13 protein-coding genes and 1 pseudogene are annotated in these 18367 nt (G+C 55.8%); 7 read left to right on the top strand and 7 right to left on the bottom strand.

Features of this window, described 5'->3' with window-relative positions; translation table 11 throughout:
- Positions 1 to 116 precede the first annotated feature (116 nt).
- The 3 genes from serB to nadR are packed head-to-tail and all read left to right on the top strand — an operon-like array spanning position 117 to position 3732.
- Complete coding sequence (gene serB, locus ACZ3HG_RS17555; RefSeq protein WP_465333596.1) at positions 117 to 1094, top strand: phosphoserine phosphatase; 978 nt, start codon at positions 117 to 119, stop codon at positions 1092 to 1094.
- Between the two features lie 9 nt (positions 1095 to 1103).
- A complete protein-coding gene (radA, locus tag ACZ3HG_RS17550; protein WP_191934221.1) occupies positions 1104 to 2486 on the top strand; it encodes a DNA repair protein RadA in 1383 nt (460 codons plus the stop codon).
- Positions 2487 to 2499: 13 nt separating this feature from the next.
- Complete coding sequence (nadR, locus tag ACZ3HG_RS17545) at positions 2500 to 3732, top strand: multifunctional transcriptional regulator/nicotinamide-nucleotide adenylyltransferase/ribosylnicotinamide kinase NadR (RefSeq protein WP_191936121.1); 1233 nt, start codon at positions 2500 to 2502, stop codon at positions 3730 to 3732.
- Here nadR and ACZ3HG_RS17540 read toward each other — a convergent pair.
- Positions 3723 to 4910 (bottom strand): hypothetical protein, encoded by a 1188-nt coding sequence (locus tag ACZ3HG_RS17540; protein ID WP_465333594.1) that lies wholly within the window; start codon positions 4908 to 4910, stop codon positions 3723 to 3725. The genes nadR and ACZ3HG_RS17540 overlap by 10 nt on opposite strands.
- A 181-nt stretch (positions 4911 to 5091) precedes the next feature.
- Positions 5092 to 5229: pseudogene (locus ACZ3HG_RS17535) on the bottom strand (zinc-binding alcohol dehydrogenase family protein); the annotation flags it as partial.
- A gap of 640 nt (positions 5230 to 5869) precedes the next feature.
- On the opposite strand from ACZ3HG_RS17535, the gene ACZ3HG_RS17530 reads away from it, so the two are divergent.
- Together ACZ3HG_RS17530 and ACZ3HG_RS17525 are read left to right on the top strand one after the other, a co-directional pair.
- Positions 5870 to 6406, top strand: a complete 537-nt coding sequence (locus ACZ3HG_RS17530; RefSeq protein ID WP_465333592.1) for a fimbrial protein — start codon at positions 5870 to 5872, stop codon at positions 6404 to 6406.
- A 25-nt stretch (positions 6407 to 6431) separates the two neighbouring features.
- Positions 6432 to 7493 carry a hypothetical protein gene (locus tag ACZ3HG_RS17525; protein WP_465333590.1) on the top strand — a complete coding sequence of 354 codons (1062 nt, stop codon included), beginning with the start codon at positions 6432 to 6434 and terminating at the stop codon, positions 7491 to 7493.
- A gap of 43 nt (positions 7494 to 7536) precedes the next feature.
- Here ACZ3HG_RS17525 and ACZ3HG_RS17520 read toward each other — a convergent pair whose 3' ends face one another.
- Positions 7537 to 8538: a zinc-binding alcohol dehydrogenase family protein gene (locus tag ACZ3HG_RS17520; RefSeq protein WP_465333588.1), complete on the bottom strand. Its 1002-nt coding sequence runs from the start codon at positions 8536 to 8538 to the stop codon at positions 7537 to 7539.
- A 96-nt stretch (positions 8539 to 8634) separates the two neighbouring features.
- Between ACZ3HG_RS17520 and ACZ3HG_RS17515 the strand changes: the two genes are divergently transcribed.
- A complete protein-coding gene (locus tag ACZ3HG_RS17515) occupies positions 8635 to 9531 on the top strand; it encodes a LysR family transcriptional regulator (RefSeq protein ID WP_465333617.1) in 897 nt (298 codons plus the stop codon).
- Between the two features lie 59 nt (positions 9532 to 9590).
- On the opposite strand, the gene ettA is transcribed toward ACZ3HG_RS17515, so the two are convergent.
- Positions 9591 to 11258: an energy-dependent translational throttle protein EttA gene (gene ettA / locus ACZ3HG_RS17510; protein ID WP_062747373.1), complete on the bottom strand. Its 1668-nt coding sequence runs from the start codon at positions 11256 to 11258 to the stop codon at positions 9591 to 9593.
- Between the two features lie 206 nt (positions 11259 to 11464).
- Here ettA and ACZ3HG_RS17505 point away from each other — a divergent pair, with 206 nt between their 5' ends.
- Complete coding sequence (locus tag ACZ3HG_RS17505) at positions 11465 to 12409, top strand: NAD(P)-dependent oxidoreductase (RefSeq protein ID WP_465333586.1); 945 nt, start codon at positions 11465 to 11467, stop codon at positions 12407 to 12409.
- A 47-nt stretch (positions 12410 to 12456) separates the two neighbouring features.
- Here the strand turns inward: ACZ3HG_RS17505 and deoR are convergent, their stop codons facing one another.
- The 3 genes from deoR to urtE all read right to left on the bottom strand — a co-directional run bounded on the left by deoR (position 12457) and on the right by urtE (position 18366).
- Positions 12457 to 13200: a DNA-binding transcriptional repressor DeoR gene (gene deoR, locus ACZ3HG_RS17500; protein WP_465333584.1), complete on the bottom strand. Its 744-nt coding sequence runs from the start codon at positions 13198 to 13200 to the stop codon at positions 12457 to 12459.
- Between the two features lie 141 nt (positions 13201 to 13341).
- Positions 13342 to 17280, bottom strand: coding sequence for a non-ribosomal peptide synthetase (locus ACZ3HG_RS17495; RefSeq protein WP_465333582.1), 3939 nt, complete (start codon positions 17278 to 17280; stop codon positions 13342 to 13344).
- Between the two features lie 387 nt (positions 17281 to 17667).
- Positions 17668 to 18366: an urea ABC transporter ATP-binding subunit UrtE gene (gene urtE / locus ACZ3HG_RS17490; protein WP_191934216.1), complete on the bottom strand. Its 699-nt coding sequence runs from the start codon at positions 18364 to 18366 to the stop codon at positions 17668 to 17670.
- Position 18367: the final 1 nt, after the last annotated feature.

Below are 18367 nucleotides of genomic sequence, written 5' to 3'. Positions count from 1 at the left end.
GTGGACGAACCGGTTTTCGGTCATGAGCTTTATGTTGCCAGAACCCGCTGTAACAAGGTAGCCTCTTGAATTATTTTGCGCAGAATTGCGTGTTGAATGTCCCTACAGGAGCTGTAATGCCAAATAGCCTTACCTGGTGCGACCTGCCTGCCGAAGTCCCTCTCTGGCCGGGGTTGCCACTCTCTTTAAGCGGTGATGAAGTGATGCCGCTGGACTACCGCGCTGGCCGTACCGGCTGGTTACTGTATGGACGTCAACTCGACAAAGCCCGTCTGACCGAATTTCAGCGCCAGCTGGGTGCTGCCATGGTGATTGTCAGCGCCTGGGTGGTGGAAGACTATCAGGTGGTGCGGCTGGCCGGTTCCCTGACGCCGCGTGCCATGAAGCTGGCGCATGAGGCCGGAATGGACGTCGCGCCGCTAGGGCGTATCCCGCATCTGAAAACACCTGGCCTGCTGGTGATGGATATGGACTCGACGGCGATTGAGATCGAATGTATCGATGAAATCGCTAAACTGGCCGGCTGCGGAGAACAGGTGGCGGAAGTGACCGAACGTGCGATGCGTGGCGAACTGGATTTTGCCGCCAGCCTGCGCCAGCGCGTGGCCACGCTGAAAGACGCAGATGCGGCTATCCTGAAAACGGTGCGTGACGCGCTGCCGCTGATGCCGGGGCTGACCTCGCTGGTGGCGAAGCTGCAGGCGCTGGGCTGGCAGGTGGCAATTGCCTCCGGCGGCTTTACCTACTTTGCCGAGTACCTGCGCGATACCCTGCATCTGTCGGCGGTTGCCGCCAACGAGCTGGAAATTCGCGACGGCAGGCTTACCGGGGAAGTGCTGGGCGACATCGTTGATGCCCAGTACAAGGCTGATACCCTGCGCAAACTGGCCGCCCGCTTTGCGATTGACCCGGCGCAGACGGTGGCCGTCGGTGACGGGGCCAATGACCTGCCGATGATCAAAGCCTCGGCGCTGGGCATTGCTTATCATGCCAAGCCGAAAGTGAATGAACAGACCGAAGTGATTATTCGTCATGCTGATCTGATGGGGGTGTTCTGCATTCTCAGCGGCAGCCTGATCCATGAAGAGCGTTAAGGGGTAGACTTGGCTAAAGCAGTAAAGCGTGCTTTTGTGTGTAATGAATGCGGTGCAGATTATCCTCGCTGGCAGGGCCAGTGCAGCGCCTGTCATGCGTGGAACACGATTACCGAGGTGCGACTGGCAGCCTCGCCGACGGTCGCTCGCAATGAGCGTCTGACGGGCTACGCCGGCAGCGCCGGTCCGAGCCGCGTGCAGAAACTGTCGGAGATCAGTCTGGATGAGCTGCCGCGTTTCTCAACCGGTTTCAAGGAGTTTGACCGCGTACTTGGCGGCGGCGTCGTGCCGGGCAGTGCGATCCTGATCGGGGGGAACCCCGGTGCAGGTAAAAGTACGCTGCTGCTGCAAACCCTGTGCAAGCTGGCGGAAGGGATGAAAACTCTGTACGTCACCGGGGAGGAGTCGCTGCAGCAGGTGGCTATGCGCGCCCATCGTCTGGGCCTGCCCACGGAGAACCTGAATATGCTGTCTGAAACCAGCATTGAGCAGATCTGCCTGATTGCCGAGCAGGAGCAGCCTAAGCTGATGGTGATCGACTCGATCCAGGTAATGCACATGGCAGACATCCAGTCATCGCCGGGCAGCGTGGCACAGGTGCGCGAAACCGCCGCCTATCTGACCCGTTTTGCCAAGACCAAAGGCGTGGCTATCGTGATGGTGGGCCACGTGACCAAAGACGGCTCGCTGGCTGGCCCGAAGGTGCTGGAGCACTGTATTGACTGTTCGGTACTGCTGGACGGCGATGCCGACTCCCGCTTCCGCACCTTACGCAGCCATAAAAACCGCTTTGGGGCGGTCAATGAGCTGGGCGTGTTCGCCATGACCGAGCAGGGGCTGCGTGAAGTCAGCAACCCGTCAGCGATCTTCCTCAGCCGGGGCGATGAAGTGACGTCAGGCAGTTCGGTGATGGTGCTGTGGGAAGGAACGCGTCCGCTGCTGGTGGAGATTCAGGCGCTGGTCGATCACTCCATGATGGGTAACCCCCGCCGTGTCGCCGTGGGGCTGGAGCAGAACCGTCTGGCGATCCTGCTGGCAGTGTTACACCGCCACGGTGGCCTGCAGATGGCCGATCAGGACGTGTTTGTTAACGTGGTCGGCGGTGTGAAGGTGACGGAAACCAGTGCCGACCTGGCACTGATGCTGTCGATGGTGTCCAGCCTGCGTGACCGTCCGTTACCGCAGGATCTGGTGGTCTTTGGCGAAGTCGGACTGGCGGGCGAGATCCGTCCGGTGCCCAGCGGACAGGAGCGTATCTCGGAAGCGGCGAAGCATGGCTTCCGCCGGGCCATTGTGCCGATGGCCAATGTGCCTAAAAAACCGCCGGAAAATATGAAAGTCTACGGGGTGAAAAAGCTGGCTGACGCGTTGTCTATACTCGACGAACTTTAAAGGGAGCTAGTGCATGTCATCGTTTGACTACCTTAAGACCGCGATTCGCCAGCAGGGGTGTACCCTGCAGCAGGTCTCTGACGCCAGCGGTATGACCAAGGGTTACCTCAGTCAGTTACTGAATGCGAAAATCAAAAGCCCCAGCGCTCAGAAGCTGGAAGCACTGCACCGTTTTCTCGGTCTTGAATTTCCACGGCGGGAGAAAACCATTGGCGTGGTGTTTGGTAAGTTTTACCCGCTGCACACCGGCCATATCTATCTGATCCAGCGCGCCTGCAGCCAGGTTGACGAACTGCACATCATTATGTGCTTTGATGAGCCGCGCGACCGCCAGCTGTTTGAAGACAGCGCGATGTCACAGCAGCCGACGGTCAGCGACCGCCTGCGCTGGCTGTTGCAGACCTTTAAATATCAGAAAAACATCCGCATTCACTCGTTTAATGAAGAGGGAATGGAGCCTTATCCCTACGGCTGGAATGTCTGGAGCGACGGCGTAAAGGCGTTTATGGACGAGCAGGGCATTATCCCCAATCGTATTTACACCAGCGAGGAGGGCGATGCTAAACAGTTCACCGCGCATCTGGGGGTGGAAACCATCGTTATCGATCCCCGCCGCTCCTTTATGAATATCAGCGGTGGCCAGATCCGTCAGGATCCGTTCCGCTACTGGGAATACATTCCCACCGAAGTGAAGCCCTTTTTCGTACGAACGGTGGCGATCCTCGGCGGCGAATCGAGCGGTAAGTCCACGCTGGTCAACAAGCTGGCCAACATCTTTAACACTACCAGCGCCTGGGAATTTGGCCGCGATTATGTCTTTTCGCATCTGGGCGGGGACGAAATGGCTCTGCAATATTCGGACTACGATAAGATCGCGCTGGGACAGGCGCAGTACATCGATTTTGCGGTGAAGTATGCCAACAAAGTCGCCTTTATCGACACCGACTTTGTTACCACCCAGGCATTCTGTAAAAAGTATGAGGGCCGTGAGCATCCGTTTGTGCAGGCGCTGATTGACGAATATCGCTTCGATCTGGTGATTCTGGTAGAGAACAACGTGCCCTGGGTGGCCGATGGCCTGCGCAGCCTGGGCAGCTCTGTCGATCGCAAAGAGTTCCAGTCTCTGCTGATCGCCATGCTGGATGAAAACAACATCAAGTACGTCCACGTGGAACAGGACAGCTACGACGAGCGCTTCCTGCGCTGTGTGGATCTGGTTAAACAGATGCTGGGCGATCAGAAATAGTAGCCAATGTTAACGTTGGTGCGAAAATACCACTTATCGCTGCCGGGGGACTGCGTGCGGGTCCAGCCGGTCGCGTTCAGCGCCCCACCCCAGGGATTCACATTTTTTGCCCAGCTTAAATCCAGCCAGAACATGATCGGCAGGGCAAAGACCTGTACCCCCAGCGTGTCCATTGCTGAGTCTGACCAGCCGCGTTTATTCTTCCACATCCTGCTGTAATCATTATAAAAGCGCAGTTTCTTCACCGGCCCCCAGCCAACGTCCACATCCCGGGCCAGGTTGAGCGATCCTGTTGTCGCTTTCGCCGGGATCAGATAAGCCGGGGTCAGGCCGTTACCGCCCATCAGGATCACCGTGCTGTCGGCTCCCCCGGGGTTTTTGGGGGCGTAGCGGTAGCGGATCATCTGGGCAGAGAGATGCCAGGCCGTATAATTAACCCGCGTGTGCAGGCCTGCCGCGCGGAAGGTCCCGCTATCCCTGGTGCGGTGATTGTACAGGCGGGAAGCCGCCAGCGACCCGCCGGCTTCGTTATCCCACTTCCCGCTGTGGAAGTGGCGGACCAGGCGCAGGTTTACCTGATCCCGTTTTTCATTAAACTGCAGATGATCGGGGCCATAAAGCGTGTTCTTCAGTTGGCCGTAGTACCCGGTATCCGGGGCATAGCGTACGCCCTCTGGCATCATTCTCGGGAACCATGCCCCGTCAAATGACCAGTGCTTACCGGTAAACTGATATTTAATACCTGGCGCTGAGTTAACGCCAAAACCTAAATAAAAGGGGATGCCATAAGACCAGCCAAACTGAGGATAGGGCATTAAGCCAAACGGTTTATACGGCATGCCGATCTCAACCGCGTTTCTGTGATTAAACTTATAGCCTGCCCAGGCGCGATCGATGGCGTATTTTCGTTGATCCTGAAACCAGAAACCGGAATGAAAAAAGACGTTATTATAACGAGCACGGGTATCCAGACGAAAAGTATCAAAGCGTAAATGGGGGTGAGCGCGAAAAGGGCTGGTATTCCAGTCCTCATAGCGGTAGTTAGCCCGCAGCGCACCGCCAAGATCTATGCTTTTTCGCCCGTTGTCGCTATGCCAGTGCAGGTGGGGGGGCGGATAACCTGCCTGTGCAGCATGGCTCAGAGCGAAAAGAATAAGTCCGTTTATTATTTTACCCATGATCCTTCTCGTATTTTTAATACACGATATTAATCGAGTGTTTTAAATATAAAACTTGTTATTGTGTTTATATTCAGACAGTAAAATAGCCGTGAGGGAAGTCAAGAGGAAATAGCGGGAAGTGTCGGCAGGGTAAAATAAATAAAGCACAAAGGGCTGCAATGAAGCCGCCCTTACCACATTAATAAACGATAACCACTTTACCGCGCATATGGCCTTCCAGCACCAGCTGATGTGCTTCGGTCAGGGTTTCAACGCTCAGACCCTGCAGGGTTTTGCTCAGTGAACCGGCCAGCTTGCCTTCGCCCAGCAGCGCGGCGCGGGTGCGTGAACCGGCCGCCTCTCTGCTCCGTTTTGCCAGGACCAAAGTGGCGGTCAGAATGAGAGAGGGCCACCAGACCAAAAACGGCTTGCTGGCCGGAAACGAAGTCATGCCCTTTGCGTCCGAAAAGGTGGCGATGCCCTATGTGAGCAGGGTGGCCAGCTCGCGCTGGAAAATAAGTGGGTGGGCATCTTTAATCCCACCCGTGTCCGGGCATTTTGCCGCGACGAAATCTTTTCGCATCCGGTCGGCAGCGAGATGACCTGCGCAACGCTGTCGCTCACTTCCTGCGCTGTGTGGGGCGGGTACAGAGATGTCGGGTGCATCATATGGCGTGGAACCAGAATAATATCCTGTAGGTGGTGTAATAATATAATTTCTCCAGGAGAATAGTTATATTTTATTATCAGTGTTAGCGAATATACAATTATCAGGATGAGTATGGTGATTTTTTAATGCTAATTTTTCAAACATGCCAATTTTTGGTGCTTTCATCTATCACTATGTTTTATAAGTTAAAAATAATATTTGTTTCTTTTTTTCAGTGTTGGTATTCTCGATTTCTTTTATGATGAGAATGTTCTATAATCAAAAAACATAATCATTTTATTGTAGAGCAGCAGCAAAGAGTGTAGAGATGAAAGGACTTAACACGTTAATTTTTTTCCTTTTGTTAATTTCATCGCATCAGATTAGTGCTGTGGATATTAATATTAAAATATCAGGGAATGTACTTATTCCACCCTGTGATGTTAATTATGGTAAGTCTGTGGAGATTTCCTTCGATAATATTTACTCAGATTACGATAATAGTAAGCCAGTTTCAAAAAGTGTCACTCTGCCTGTTAGTTGTGGTTACTACACAGGTACGCCTTATGTAAAAATGGAAGGTCCTGTATTGGCGGGAGCATCAAATACAGTTTTACAACTTAACCCTGGTGGTGGTGGGAGCAGTGCGTTAGGCGTGGAGTTTTATCAGGGCAGTGCCATTATCGAAAAAAATAAAATATCCCTGGCCGGAGTGGGGTGGAATAAATTGATTTCTGGCTTGGGTAATATTAATAGTGGTGACTCCACTTTTGAAATGACTGCTGTTATTTTTAGGGTAATTAATAAGGAGTTGCTGACAGACAGCTACTCAGGTACAGCAACGATGACCATCAGTTATCTGTAATGATTATAAAGAGACTAATTTAGCAATGATTTTTTTCAATCAATTCCGTTGGTTCAGAACAGTGCCAGCTTTAATTATTTGTGTGCTCTGCTCACCGGCTTTTGCTGAGTACAGTAATATGCTGTGGGTAGGAAGAACGCCTTCGGTTGCTCCAAAGATGATAATTAATGGTTTTGAAGGTAATAGTCTGGTTTCGACCGTTACTATAAATCCTCCTTCCGGTAGCATACCCATGACTGTGGTGGACTCTGATTGTGTCAGCTATACTGGCGTCGGCGAAGAAAAAAGCGCAACGCAATGGATTATGTCTCCCAATTCAGGTGTTAATAACGGCATAAAGTGGTCCCTGGTTCTGAACACAGGATCGATTATTGCCGGGCCTTATAAAGGATCTCAGTTGGGCGCGTCTGATAATTATTCTGTTGTTGCTTTTTCGCAAGTTACAGCACCGTCAGAAGACATCGGGTGCTATAGTATAGGAACGCAGTATCAGGTGAGAACCGACGCAAAGGGAAGTCTGACCGGAACATTAACGTTAAATATGGAGAATGCCATCCCTGGAGTATATAATTTTACAATTCCTCTTTTCTGGGGAATAGAAGAAAATAAATATACAGGCAAGGATTTTGGTATATTGATAAGGAAACGTATAGGGGCATCTTTGGTTAAAGCAGGGGGCTATACAACGCCAATTAGTTTCACGGTAACACCAAAATGTAGCTTTAATACCAGCGATATTCTATTAAAACATGGTGATGTGATCCTTAAAAGTGGTACGGCATCCTATCCATCGAACATCTATCCTCTGGATATAAAATGTACGTACGATAAAACTGCTGTGAAGGTAGACCTGCTGGGTGCGACCTCTGTAGCAGGAAAAACCCGCAACTATACACCTTGCGGAAGTGGTGGCAGTTGCCGGTTAACCTTTGATACTGATGGTATGGTCGATCGTTACAATGAAACGCTCACTGTGAATAAAAACACCACAAAGACCCTTAAGTTGAAATCCGCCTATATTCCGAATGAAAAACCGGTAGCGGGTAAGTTTGAAGGGAGTGCTATCTTGAGAATTACGCTTCCGTGAGGTATTCAACAGGGTATGGCGAGACGGGTCTCGCCATACATGATTAATAAACGATAACTACTTTACCGCGCATATGGCCGTCCAGCACCAGCTGGTGGGCTTCCGTCAGCGTCTCCACGCTCAGACCCTGCAGGGTTTTGCTCAGTGAACCCGCCAGCTTGCCTTCGTCCAGCAGTGCTGCTGTCGCCTGCAGGATCTCCCCCTGCCGCGCAATATCCGCTGTGGTGAACATGCTGCGTGTATACATAAACTCGAAGTGCAGCGCGGCACTCTTCAGCTTCAGCTGATCCATATTCAGCGGTTTTTCATTTTCAACAATGGTGCAGATATGACCCTGCGGGGCGATCAGCTGGCTCATTGCCTCCCAGTGGCCGTCGGTATCGTTCAGGCAGAAAATATAGTCGACCTGTTTGATACCGTGTTGCTCCAGCTCACCCGCCATATCTCGATAATCAATCACCAGGTCAGCCCCGCGTTCCCGGCACCACTGGGCAGAATCCGGGCGTGAGGCGGTCGCAATGACCGTTACCTTGCTGTGCAGTTTAGCCAGAGGAATAGCCAGCGATCCCACGCCGCCCGCACCGCCAACGATCAGCAGGGTTTTGCCCGCCGCTGCCTTATCCAGCTGCAGGCGATCGAACAGGCCTTCCCATGCTGTCAGGGCGGTCAGCGGGATCGCTGCGGCTTCAGCCCAGTCCAGGGTGCGGGGTTTATGGCCGGTGATGCGGGCATCGATCAGCTGCTGGCTGGCATTGCTGCCGGAGCGGGTGATGTCACCGGCATAATAGACTTCATCACCGGCTTTAAAACCGGTCACTTTGCTGCCGATGGCCAGCACCACGCCGCTGGCATCCCATCCGAGCACGCGCGGCTGTTCAAGGCCATTTTTCTGCGCACCTTTGTGAACCTTGGTATCCACCGGGTTGACGGAGGCGGCTTTCACCTCAACCAGCAGGTCATAGTCACCCGCGACCGGCTGAGGCTGTTCAATGGCAATAAACTGCTGCGGATTTTCTGGATTGATCGCAATCGCTTTGGTGGTCATAGCATTTCTCCTGAATGATGTGCTATCAGTGTAGGGAAATTAAACCCTGATGATAAGATGGACAATAACGCACTCAGTGTTCGTAAAGGATGAACAATCATGTTTAAACAGTTGCAGGATATGGCCCTGTTTGCGCTGGTGGCGGAATGCGGCAGCTTTACCGCCGCAGCGAATCGCGCAGGCTTACCGAAATCCAGCGTCAGCCAGCGCGTCGGCCAGCTGGAGCAGGCGCTGGGCCTGCGGCTGATCAATCGTACGACGCGTCAGCTGAACCTGACCTTTGCCGGTGAGCGCTATCTGGTCCATTGCCAGGAGATGCTGCAGGCCAGTGAGAGGGCGGCAAGTGCCATTGAACGGCTGCGTGATAATCCCAGCGGCCGTCTGCGTATCACCTCACCGGCCGGCATTGGTGCGACCTTACTGGCACGGCTCAATACCGCTTTTCAGCAGGAATACCCGGACGTTACGCTGGATGTGTCGGTTTCCGATGAGATCTGCGATCTGGTGCAGGGCGGGTATGACGTGGCGCTGCGCACCGGCAGACCGCAGGATTCCTCGCTGATCGGTCGCCGTATTGGCTACTGCGAAAGGCTGCTGGTGGCTTCACCGGACTATCTGGCTGCCCACCCACTGCTCACCCACCCCGGCCAGTTGTCTGAGCACCGTTCCATTGCCCACCGTGCCTGGAATGAATGGGTACTGAAACGGGGGGAAGAGTATTACCGCTGGCTGCTGCCGCCTGCTCATATCACGGATAATCTGGTCTATGCACGCGAATGCGCGCTGGGCAATGCCGGGATCACGCTGCTACCGCGCTTCTTAACTGAAGACGGGTTGTTGCAGGGGAGGTTGTTGAGGGTGCTACCGGAGTGGGAAATGGAAGGCAATGAGCTGTGGCTGGTGTATCCAAGCCGTAAGCTGAATTCCCCTGCGCTGATGCGGTTTATCGATTTTGCGATTCAGTCGCCTGTATTCCGGGAATTCTACACGTAGAGGGCGATTGCGTGTTCCGGTCGCCCCGTTACGGGCCGACCGGAACAGAAGGTCAGTCCTTACTTGATCATGCGCTTGTACTTGATACGTTTTGGCTCCAGCGCTTCTGCACCCAGCGTACGTTTCTTGTACTCTTCGTATTCAGTAAAGTTACCTTCAAAGAACTCGATTTTGCCTTCATCCTGGTAGTCCAGAATGTGTGTGGCAATACGGTCAAGGAACCAGCGGTCATGCGAGATCACCATCGCACAGCCCGGGAATTCCAGCAGGGCGTTTTCCAGCGCGCGCAGGGTTTCAATGTCCAGGTCGTTGGTCGGTTCATCCAGCAGCAGCATGTTGCCGCCCACCTGTAACAGCTTCGCCAGGTGCAGACGACCACGTTCACCTCCGGACAATTCGCCGACGCGCTTGCCCTGATCAACCCCTTTAAAGTTAAAGCGGCCGACGTAGGCGCGGCTTGGCATCTCGGTGTTGCCGATACGCATGATATCCTGACCACCGGACACTTCTTCCCACACGGTTTTCGACCCGTCCATGCTGTCGCGGAACTGATCAACCGACGCCAGTTTCACGGTCTCACCCAGCACGATGCTGCCGGAGTCCGGCTGTTCCTGACCTGACATCATGCGGAACAGGGTCGATTTACCCGCGCCGTTCGGCCCGATAATGCCGACAATTGCCCCTTTCGGCACGGAGAAGGAGAGATCGTCAATCAGCAGACGGTCGCCGTAAGACTTGCTCAGGTTGCTGACCTCGACCACTTTATCGCCCAGGCGTGCGCCAGGTGGAATAAACAGTTCGTTGGTCTCGTTACGCTTCTGGTATTCGGCGTTGTTCAGCTCTTCAAAGCGGTTAAGACGTGCCTTACCTTTGGATTGCTGGCCTTTCGCTCCTTTGCGCACCCACTCCAGCTCTTTCTCAATCGATTTGCGACGAGCGGCTTCTGAAGAGGCTTCCTGTGCCAGGCGGGCATCTTTCTGCTCCAGCCAGGAAGAGTAGTTTCCTTCCCATGGAATACCTTCACCACGGTCCAGCTCCAGGATCCAGCCCGCCACGTTATCGAGGAAGTAACGGTCGTGCGTAATCGCCACCACGGTGCCTTCGAAGTCGTGCAGGAAGCGTTCCAGCCAGGCGACGGATTCTGCATCCAGGTGGTTCGTCGGTTCGTCGAGCAGCAGCATGTCTGGTTTTTCCAGCAGCAGGCGGCACAGTGCGACGCGACGGCGTTCACCCCCGGACAGATTACCGATTTTCGCCTCCCAGTCCGGCAGACGCAGGGCATCGGCCGCACGTTCCAGCTGGGTATTCAGGTTGTGGCCGTCGTGCGCCTGGATGATCTCTTCAAACTTGCCCTGTTGCGCGGCGAGTTTATCGAAGTCAGCATCCGGCTCGGCGTATTTAGCGTACACCTCGTCCAGACCTTTCAGCGCGTTAACGACTTCGGCAACGGCTTCTTCTACCGATTCACGCACGGTGTGTTCCAGGTTCAGCTTCGGTTCCTGTTCCAGATAGCCAATTTTCAGGCCTGGCTGCGGACGCGCTTCCCCTTCGATATCTTTATCGATGCCCGCCATGATGCGCAGCAGAGTGGATTTACCCGCACCGTTCAGACCCAGTACGCCGATCTTGGCGCCCGGGAAGAAGCTGAGGGAGATGTTTTTTAAAATATGACGCTTCGGCGGAACGACTTTGCCGACGCGATGCATGCTATAGACGAATTGAGCCACGTTGGGTTGAGCCTCTTAGGGTCTGGGTTTTAATTGGGGCAAAATAAGTGCCCACTCAGATAGCGGAGTTTAGCTGTTTTCCCCCCTTAATCACAGCCGCCAGGCAGACGATTATCCCGATATCAGCGCAACGGCCTGATTTTTGTTTGATTTATGATCAGCGGCAACTATGCTGTTTTTTTGTCTTATAAATTAGGGGGATAACGATGCGCGTTCTGATAGCAGCGGAAGAAAATGCCTGGGGAGGCATGATCCAGCAGTTTCGTCAGAGGCTACCCGATGTCGAATTTATTGCCTCCGCCGGCCATGCCGCAGAGAGCCTGGCAGGGTTTGATGCGCTGATCCCGGGTATGGCGAAGGTCGATCGCCGGCTTTTGCAGACGGCCGATTGCCTGAAGCTGATCCAGCAGGCGGGCACGGGCCTGGAAGGGGTGGATGTCGGCGCGGCGCGGGCGCGCGGCGTTGCGGTGGCCAATGTACCGTCGGATCGTTCCGGTAATGCGGACTCCGTTGCCGAACTGGGGATCTGGATGATGACCGGCCTGGCGCGCCGGGTCAGCGAGGTGCCGCAGATGCTCGCTACCCGCCAGCTGGGTCTGCCGGTGGGCATGGGGCTGAAGGGAAAAACCGTCGGGCTGGTCGGGCTGGGCGGCATTGGTAAAGCGCTGGCGGAGCGGCTGTCGGCGTTCGGCATGCGGATGATTGGCGTCAAGCGCCAGGCCTCCGATAATTTTGCACGCCAGCACCGTCTGGACTGGGTGGGGGGAATGGAGCGTCTTCCACACCTGCTGCGCGAAGCGGATTTTGTTGTGCTGAGTCTGCCTGACAACGCGGAAACACATCACATTATCGATAAACCCGCGCTGGCGAGGATGAAGCCGGGCAGCTTCCTGATCAATCTCGGTCGCGGTGGCCTGATTGAGAAACCCGCGCTGATGGCGGCGCTGGAGAGCGGGGCGCTGGCCGGGGCCGGGCTGGATGTGTTCTGGCAGGAGCCGCCCGATCCGCAGGATCCGCTGTTTGCCCTTAACGTGATCGCCACTCCGCATATTGGTGGCGTAACTGATATCTCACTGGAGGGCAACGTCACCGGGGTCTGTGAAAACCTGCGCCGTCTGCGCGACGGGGAAGCGATTTTACACCGCTGGTGAACGGTCGCACTGTCCCGATGAGTCCCTCCCGACAGGGGATACCCCGGTTACGGGGCGATAATCTCAATACCGAGATCCTGCAGCGGCGCGGCGTCGCTGACCAGCCCGTCAAAGGCGCTGAGATCGGCAATTCGCGCAGGCAGCACTTTACCAAACTTGCTGCTGTCTGCCACCAGCAGGCGGGTGCGTGCACGCTGTAAGGCCAGCCGTTTGAGCGGCAGTTCGTTCAGGTTATAGCAGCTGGCACCCTGATCAACGTCGATGCCTGCCGCCGAAATAAACGCTTTATCCGGGCACAGGCTGTCCATCACCGACAGCTGCCCGAGCGGGGTAAAGATAGCGTTATCCGGGTGGAATTCGCCGCCGCAGAGGATCACGCGACAGGCAGTTTTTTCTTTCAGCGCCAGGAAGGTGTTCATTGCGCAGCAGACGGCGGTAAACGGCAGATCGCCGTCAATCGCATCAATAATCCACGGCACGGTCGTGCCACAGTCGAACCAGACCATCTCCCCGGGCTGGATCAGCGTGGCGGCATGCTGTCCGAGCCGCCGTTTACGGTCGACATTTTGTTCCTGCTGGTCGGAGACAAAATAGTGCAACTGATGCCGCAGGGGATCGCTGACAATATACCCTCCGAGCAGCAGCACCATACCCGGCCCCTCATTCAGATCGCGGCGGATGGTCATTTCAGAGACCCCGAGCAGATGCGCCGCCTCTTTCAGATGGATCTTGTCGGTGCCTTTCAGCGCCTGGACCAGCTTGTTGATACGCTCTGCGCGCCGGGTTTCCATGGGTTTTCTTCCAGTTGTCGCGGAATTTGCAGTTTACCTTCAACAGGATAGTGCTGCAAACAACAAGGGCCGGCCCGTCAGAAAGGCCGACCCTTATCCGATTATCCCCCGGGGGCGATCCATTTTCGCCCCCACTGGCTTTTACGCCGCGCTGCTGCTGATTTTCGCGCCCTGAATCAGTGAAGCCCCGATCGCCTTGTGGCACAGAATAATGGAATGGTGATTCGCTGCCAGCGGGATAATCTCCAGATGCGGGCAGACTTGACTCAGGCCGTTATCGGCCAGCGCCAGCATCTCTGCGCCGTCCACGCCCTCCATGCTGAGGTCGGCAAATTCGGTGGCTTTAAAAAGCGTTACGCGGCTGTGGCTGAGCGGGGCGCTCAATGGCTGGTTGTTCATTTCCAGCTCCAGCTGTTCGATGCGCAGCGCACGTGCTGCAGCCTCACCCTCAATGCCGATCATTGCCAGAATCGGTGCCAGCATCCCGGCCGCAATACGCTGCTGGAATTCGGTCTGGTAGAGGCTGTCGAGCAGGCAGAGATGGATATCGCGGTAGCCGAGTTGTTCCAGCTGGGCGGCGATCTCCAGCGCAATAATCCCGCCCAGCGACCAGCCCAGCAGGCGCACCGGCTGCTGACGTGTCAGGCCCTGGCTGACCATATGTTGCAGATAATAGCTGGCCAGCGCCGACAGCGAGGAAATACGTGGCTGGTTGAACAGGTTGTAATTATTGATGCCAATGGCATTTAACTGCCCTTCGAACGACGCTGCCAGATCGCGGTAAATCTCACAGCCGACCACGGCAGGGTGCACCATCCATACCTCCTCCGCCGTCGCGGGTGCGTTCAGCCGCTGGGTCAGCCGGAAATCGGGGGCAGACTGGTTGAGCTGCAGTAACAGGTTGTGCAGGGGTAAAGGCGCGTGTGGCGTCGTGTTCTGTGCCGCCTGCCCGGCGATGGCCAGCGCCTGCGCGCTCAGGGTGCTGTGGGCAAACAGCGTTTTCATTTCCAGCGCAATGCCCTCGCGCTTCAGTTTCACCATTAGCTGGATGGCATGCAGCGAGTGGCCGCCGAGGGCGAAAAAGTCATCGTCGCAGCCAATCTGTTCCACCTGCAACAGTTCGCGCCACCATGCTGCCAGCTGGCGCTCACCTTCGCTTTGCGGCGCGCGGTATGCACTGGCCTCCGCCAGCCGCTCCGGCGCGGGCAGGGCTTTACGGTCGAGCTTGCCGTTCGGCGACAGCGGGAAGGCCTCCATACGCACAAAGGCACAGGGGATCATAAAGTCCGGCAGGGTGGATTGCAGGTGCAGGCGCAGCGACTCGCGCAGAGCGGGGATCGGTGGGGCGACCAGCCACGCGATCAGCCGTTTATCCCCCTGGCCGTCATCGCAGGCCATCACCACGACATCCTCGACGCCATCGAAGCGGGCGATCTGCTGTTCAATTTCACCCAATTCAATACGCAGGCCGTGGATTTTGACCTGGAAATCGTTACGGCCCAGATACTCAATGCTGCCATCCTCCAGCCAGCGTGCCAGATCGCCGGTTTTGTACAGACGTGCCGACGCATCCTCGCTGAACGGGTCGGGGATAAAACGTTCGGCGTTTAACGTCGCACGGTTCAGGTAACCACGGGCTACCTGGACGCCGCCGATATGCAGTTCACCGCTGACGCCTGGCGGTAGCGGTTGCAGATGGGCATCAAGAATATGCAGCCGGGTATTAGCAACCGGCCTGCCGATGGGGACGATCCCGCGCGTATCATCGCGCTGGCAGTGCCAGTAAGAGACATCCACTGCCGCTTCGGTCGGCCCGTAAAGATTATGCAGTTCCGCCCCTGGGAGTTGTTGGTGGAAACGCTGTACTGCCGTCAGCGGCAGTGCTTCGCCACTGCACATCACCCGACGCAGGCTGCCGCAGTGCGACATGTTGCCGTGGCGCAGGAACAGCTGCAGCATGGAAGGAACAAAATGCAGGGTCGTGACCCGCTCATGGGCGATCAGCTGGCTGAGATACTCCGGATCCTGATGGCCGCCGGGTTGTGCTATTGCCAGCCGCGCGCCGACCATCAGTGGCCAGAAGAACTCCCAGACGGAGACATCGAAGCTGAACGGCGTTTTCTGCAGCACGGTATCCTCAGGCGTAAGGGCATATTCTTCCTGCATCCACTGCAGGCGGTTCATTACACCGAGGTGCTCATTCATCACCCCTTTCGGCTTCCCGGTGGAGCCGGAGGTGTAGATCACATACGCCAGTGAGCGCTGCGGGCTGGCCGACAGTGACGGCAGGTTACAATCACTCTGCGTTTGCCAGCACGCGCGATCGTTATGCAGGTGCCAGACCCGGTGTGCATCACTCAGCAGGGGAACCAGCGCCTGTTTACCCGCATCGTCCAGCAGAACCAGTCTGGCCCCGCAGTCTTCCAGCATATGACTCAGACGATCGGTCGGGTAGTCCGGATCGAGGGGCACATAGGCCCCGCCAGCTTTGAGGATGGCCAGCAGAGCGGTGACCATCTCGCTGCTGCGGGCTGCACACAGCGCCACGCGGTCATCGGGGCCGATCCCTGCCTGACGCAGCTGTGCCGCCAGGCGGTTAGCACGCTGATTAAGCTGCTGATAGCTGACGCTGCCGCCGTGGCCGCAGAGTGCGATGGCCTGAGGTGTGCGATCGGCCTGTTGTTCAAACCAGCGATGAATGCCTTCCGGCAGCGGCCACGTCCGTTCCGTATCGTTCCATCTGCCGAGGATCTGCTGCCGCTCGTCGGCCAGCAGCAGAGGAAGGTTGGCCAGCGGCTGCTGTACCCCGTGATCGAGCAGATGATCCAGCATCTGCAGCAGGCGATCGGCGGCGCGCCGGGCCTCCTCAGCGCTGAACCAGGCCTGATTCATGTTGAACTCCAGCAGCGGGGGATCGCCAGGGTGATAGTGACGGAGATAGAGCGCCAGCGGCATCTGTTCAAAGCCGTGATGCAGCGTTTCGACTTTCAGCGGGTGGCCTTCCAGCTCAATATCGGTCGGGAAGGTTTCCAGGGAAAAACTCAGGTCATACAGCTGGCGACGTCCCTGCTGCCCCAGGCGCAGGTGGCGGTTCAGCTCGGCAATCGGGAAGCGCTGGTGGCGGTAGCAACGCCGCAGCTCTGCAGCGATCTGCACCATCAGCGCGCTGAAAGGCAGGCTGTGGTCAACATGCAGTTTCACCGGGATCATGGAGGAGAACATGCCCAGGGTTTGCTTATACCGGGCGCTGCTGCGGTTATGCACCGGTACCCCCACCGTCACCTGTTCAACCTGCCACAGGCGGCTGTACCAGCAGGCGAGCAGGGCGGTCATCAGGTGCATGGGTGAGCACTGGTGCGCTGCCGCCAGGGCGCAGAGCCGTTGATAGCGTTCGGGAGGCAGCTCACGGGTAATCTGCTGGCTTGGCCATACCTGATCGGCGGCAAAACCGGGGCGGCGCTCCATGCCGGCAGGCCCGGCATCCGCAAAGCGTTCCAGCCAGAAGGCCCGGTCACGCTCATAGCGGGTGGACTGCATATACGCCTGGTCATTGGCGATAAAGTCCCGGTAATTATACACCGCCACGGGGGAGGGGATCTGCCCGCTTTTCAGCTGCTTGTAACGGTCCATGATCATGCCGCTGAGCAGGGAAACGGAGGTACCGTCGACAATAATATGATGGGCATTAATCAGCCAGTAACCCGTCGATGCACTTATTTTGATAAAAACACAGCGCCAGAGTAATTCTTCATACAGTTTAAAGGGTTGATTCAGTTTTTCACGGAAATAGCACAAAGCTTTCTGACGGGCATCTTTATCCAGACTGAAGTCATGGTATTCGAGAGTCAGGTCTCTATTCGATACGGTCGTCTGAATAATACCCTGCTCGCTCTCTTCTAACGTTAATTTCAGCGCATCATGCTGACTGCGTATTTCTTTTATTGCCTGGTTTAACAGGGGGATATCAATATCCCTTTCGATGCGCCACAGCGCGCCCACGTTGTAGCAGGGCGTGGAAGGCGTCAGAAGTTGATCGAGCCATACGGCCTGCTGTACGCTGGTTAACGGATAAATAGCCACGCGAGTACCTCCATTAAAGGATCGGTAAATTAAATTTCATGACAATACAGGAAAGTAGTATATGAATATTTCCGAAATATGAAATGAAATTAAATTTATTTCTTTATGAGGAATATTCAGTAACGACAGGTAATTGTAATATAACGGTCAGAGATATTAATCTATTAATGAGATGGTCATTTATTTAATTGCAATAATTAACCTGGCTGGAAAGAGTAAGAATGAAGGGAAATACGATCGTTGTGGGCCGGTTATTTGTACCGGTTACGGGATAAGAATGTTCACGGCGCTGAATCGAAAAATAAGATCTGCCCCTGTACATTTTTTTCGCCGGGGCGACCTTCTTTTCTGGTCGCCCCGGGCCGGTGAATTATCGCGGTGACGGCATCAAATCGTCACTAATCCGCGTACGCCGTCGGCTTCCATTGCGTTGCCGGCCCCGCGCTGTACGATCTCACCGCGCGACATCACCAGATAGCTGTCGGCCAGCCCGGCGGCAAAATCATAGAACTGCTCAACCAGCAGGATCGCCATATCGCCGCGTGCGGCAAGCTGGCGGATAACCGACCCGATCTCTTTGATTACCGATGGCTGAATACCCTCGGTCGGCTCATCCAGGATCAACAGCTGCGGCCTGCAGGCCAGCGCCCGGCCTATGGCCAGCTGCTGCTGCTGGCCGCCGGAGAGATCCCCGCCGCGCCGCTGCTTCATCTGCCATAGCACCGGAAACAGCTGCCAGATCTCTTCCGGTACCCGGGTTGCCTGAGCGCCGGAAAAACGGGCCAGGCCCATCAGCAAATTTTCTTCCACCGTCAGGCGCGGGAAGATCTCCCGACCCTGTGGCACGTAGGCGATCCCCGCCTGTACGCGCTGGTGCGGTTTGCAGTGGTTGATGGGCTTCCCCTGCCAGTGGATGCTGCCGGACCTGGCCGGGACCAGCCCCATCAGGCACTTCAGCAGGGTGGTTTTCCCCACCCCGTTACGCCCCAGCAGGCAGGTAATCTCACCCGGTTGCGTGTCAAACGACAGCCCGCGAAGAATATGGCTGCCACCGTAATATTGATGGAGTTCAGTGACCTGTAACATA

It is taken from the genome of Erwinia sp. PME.40.26/001, assembly GCF_055556675.1.
The sequence above is the reverse complement of the archived record's forward strand: the minus strand, read 5'-3'. Positions and strand labels throughout refer to the sequence as shown.

Excerpts from the sequence above, each read along its gene's own strand:
- serB (WP_465333596.1), top strand. The coding sequence starts at position 117 with ATGCCAAATAGCCTTACCTGGTGCGACCTGCCTGCCGAAGTCCCTCTC.
- nadR (WP_191936121.1), top strand. The coding sequence starts at position 2,500 with ATGTCATCGTTTGACTACCTTAAGACCGCGATTCGCCAGCAGGGGTGT.
- ACZ3HG_RS17540 (WP_465333594.1), bottom strand. The coding sequence starts at position 4,910 with ATGGGTAAAATAATAAACGGACTTATTCTTTTCGCTCTGAGCCATGCT.
- ACZ3HG_RS17530 (WP_465333592.1), top strand. The coding sequence starts at position 5,870 with ATGAAAGGACTTAACACGTTAATTTTTTTCCTTTTGTTAATTTCATCG.
- ACZ3HG_RS17525 (WP_465333590.1), top strand. The coding sequence starts at position 6,432 with ATGATTTTTTTCAATCAATTCCGTTGGTTCAGAACAGTGCCAGCTTTA.
- ACZ3HG_RS17520 (WP_465333588.1), bottom strand. The coding sequence starts at position 8,538 with ATGACCACCAAAGCGATTGCGATCAATCCAGAAAATCCGCAGCAGTTT.
- ACZ3HG_RS17505 (WP_465333586.1), top strand. The coding sequence starts at position 11,465 with ATGCGCGTTCTGATAGCAGCGGAAGAAAATGCCTGGGGAGGCATGATC.
- deoR (WP_465333584.1), bottom strand. The coding sequence starts at position 13,200 with ATGGAAACCCGGCGCGCAGAGCGTATCAACAAGCTGGTCCAGGCGCTG.
- urtE (WP_191934216.1), bottom strand. The coding sequence starts at position 18,366 with ATGTTACAGGTCACTGAACTCCATCAATATTACGGTGGCAGCCATATT.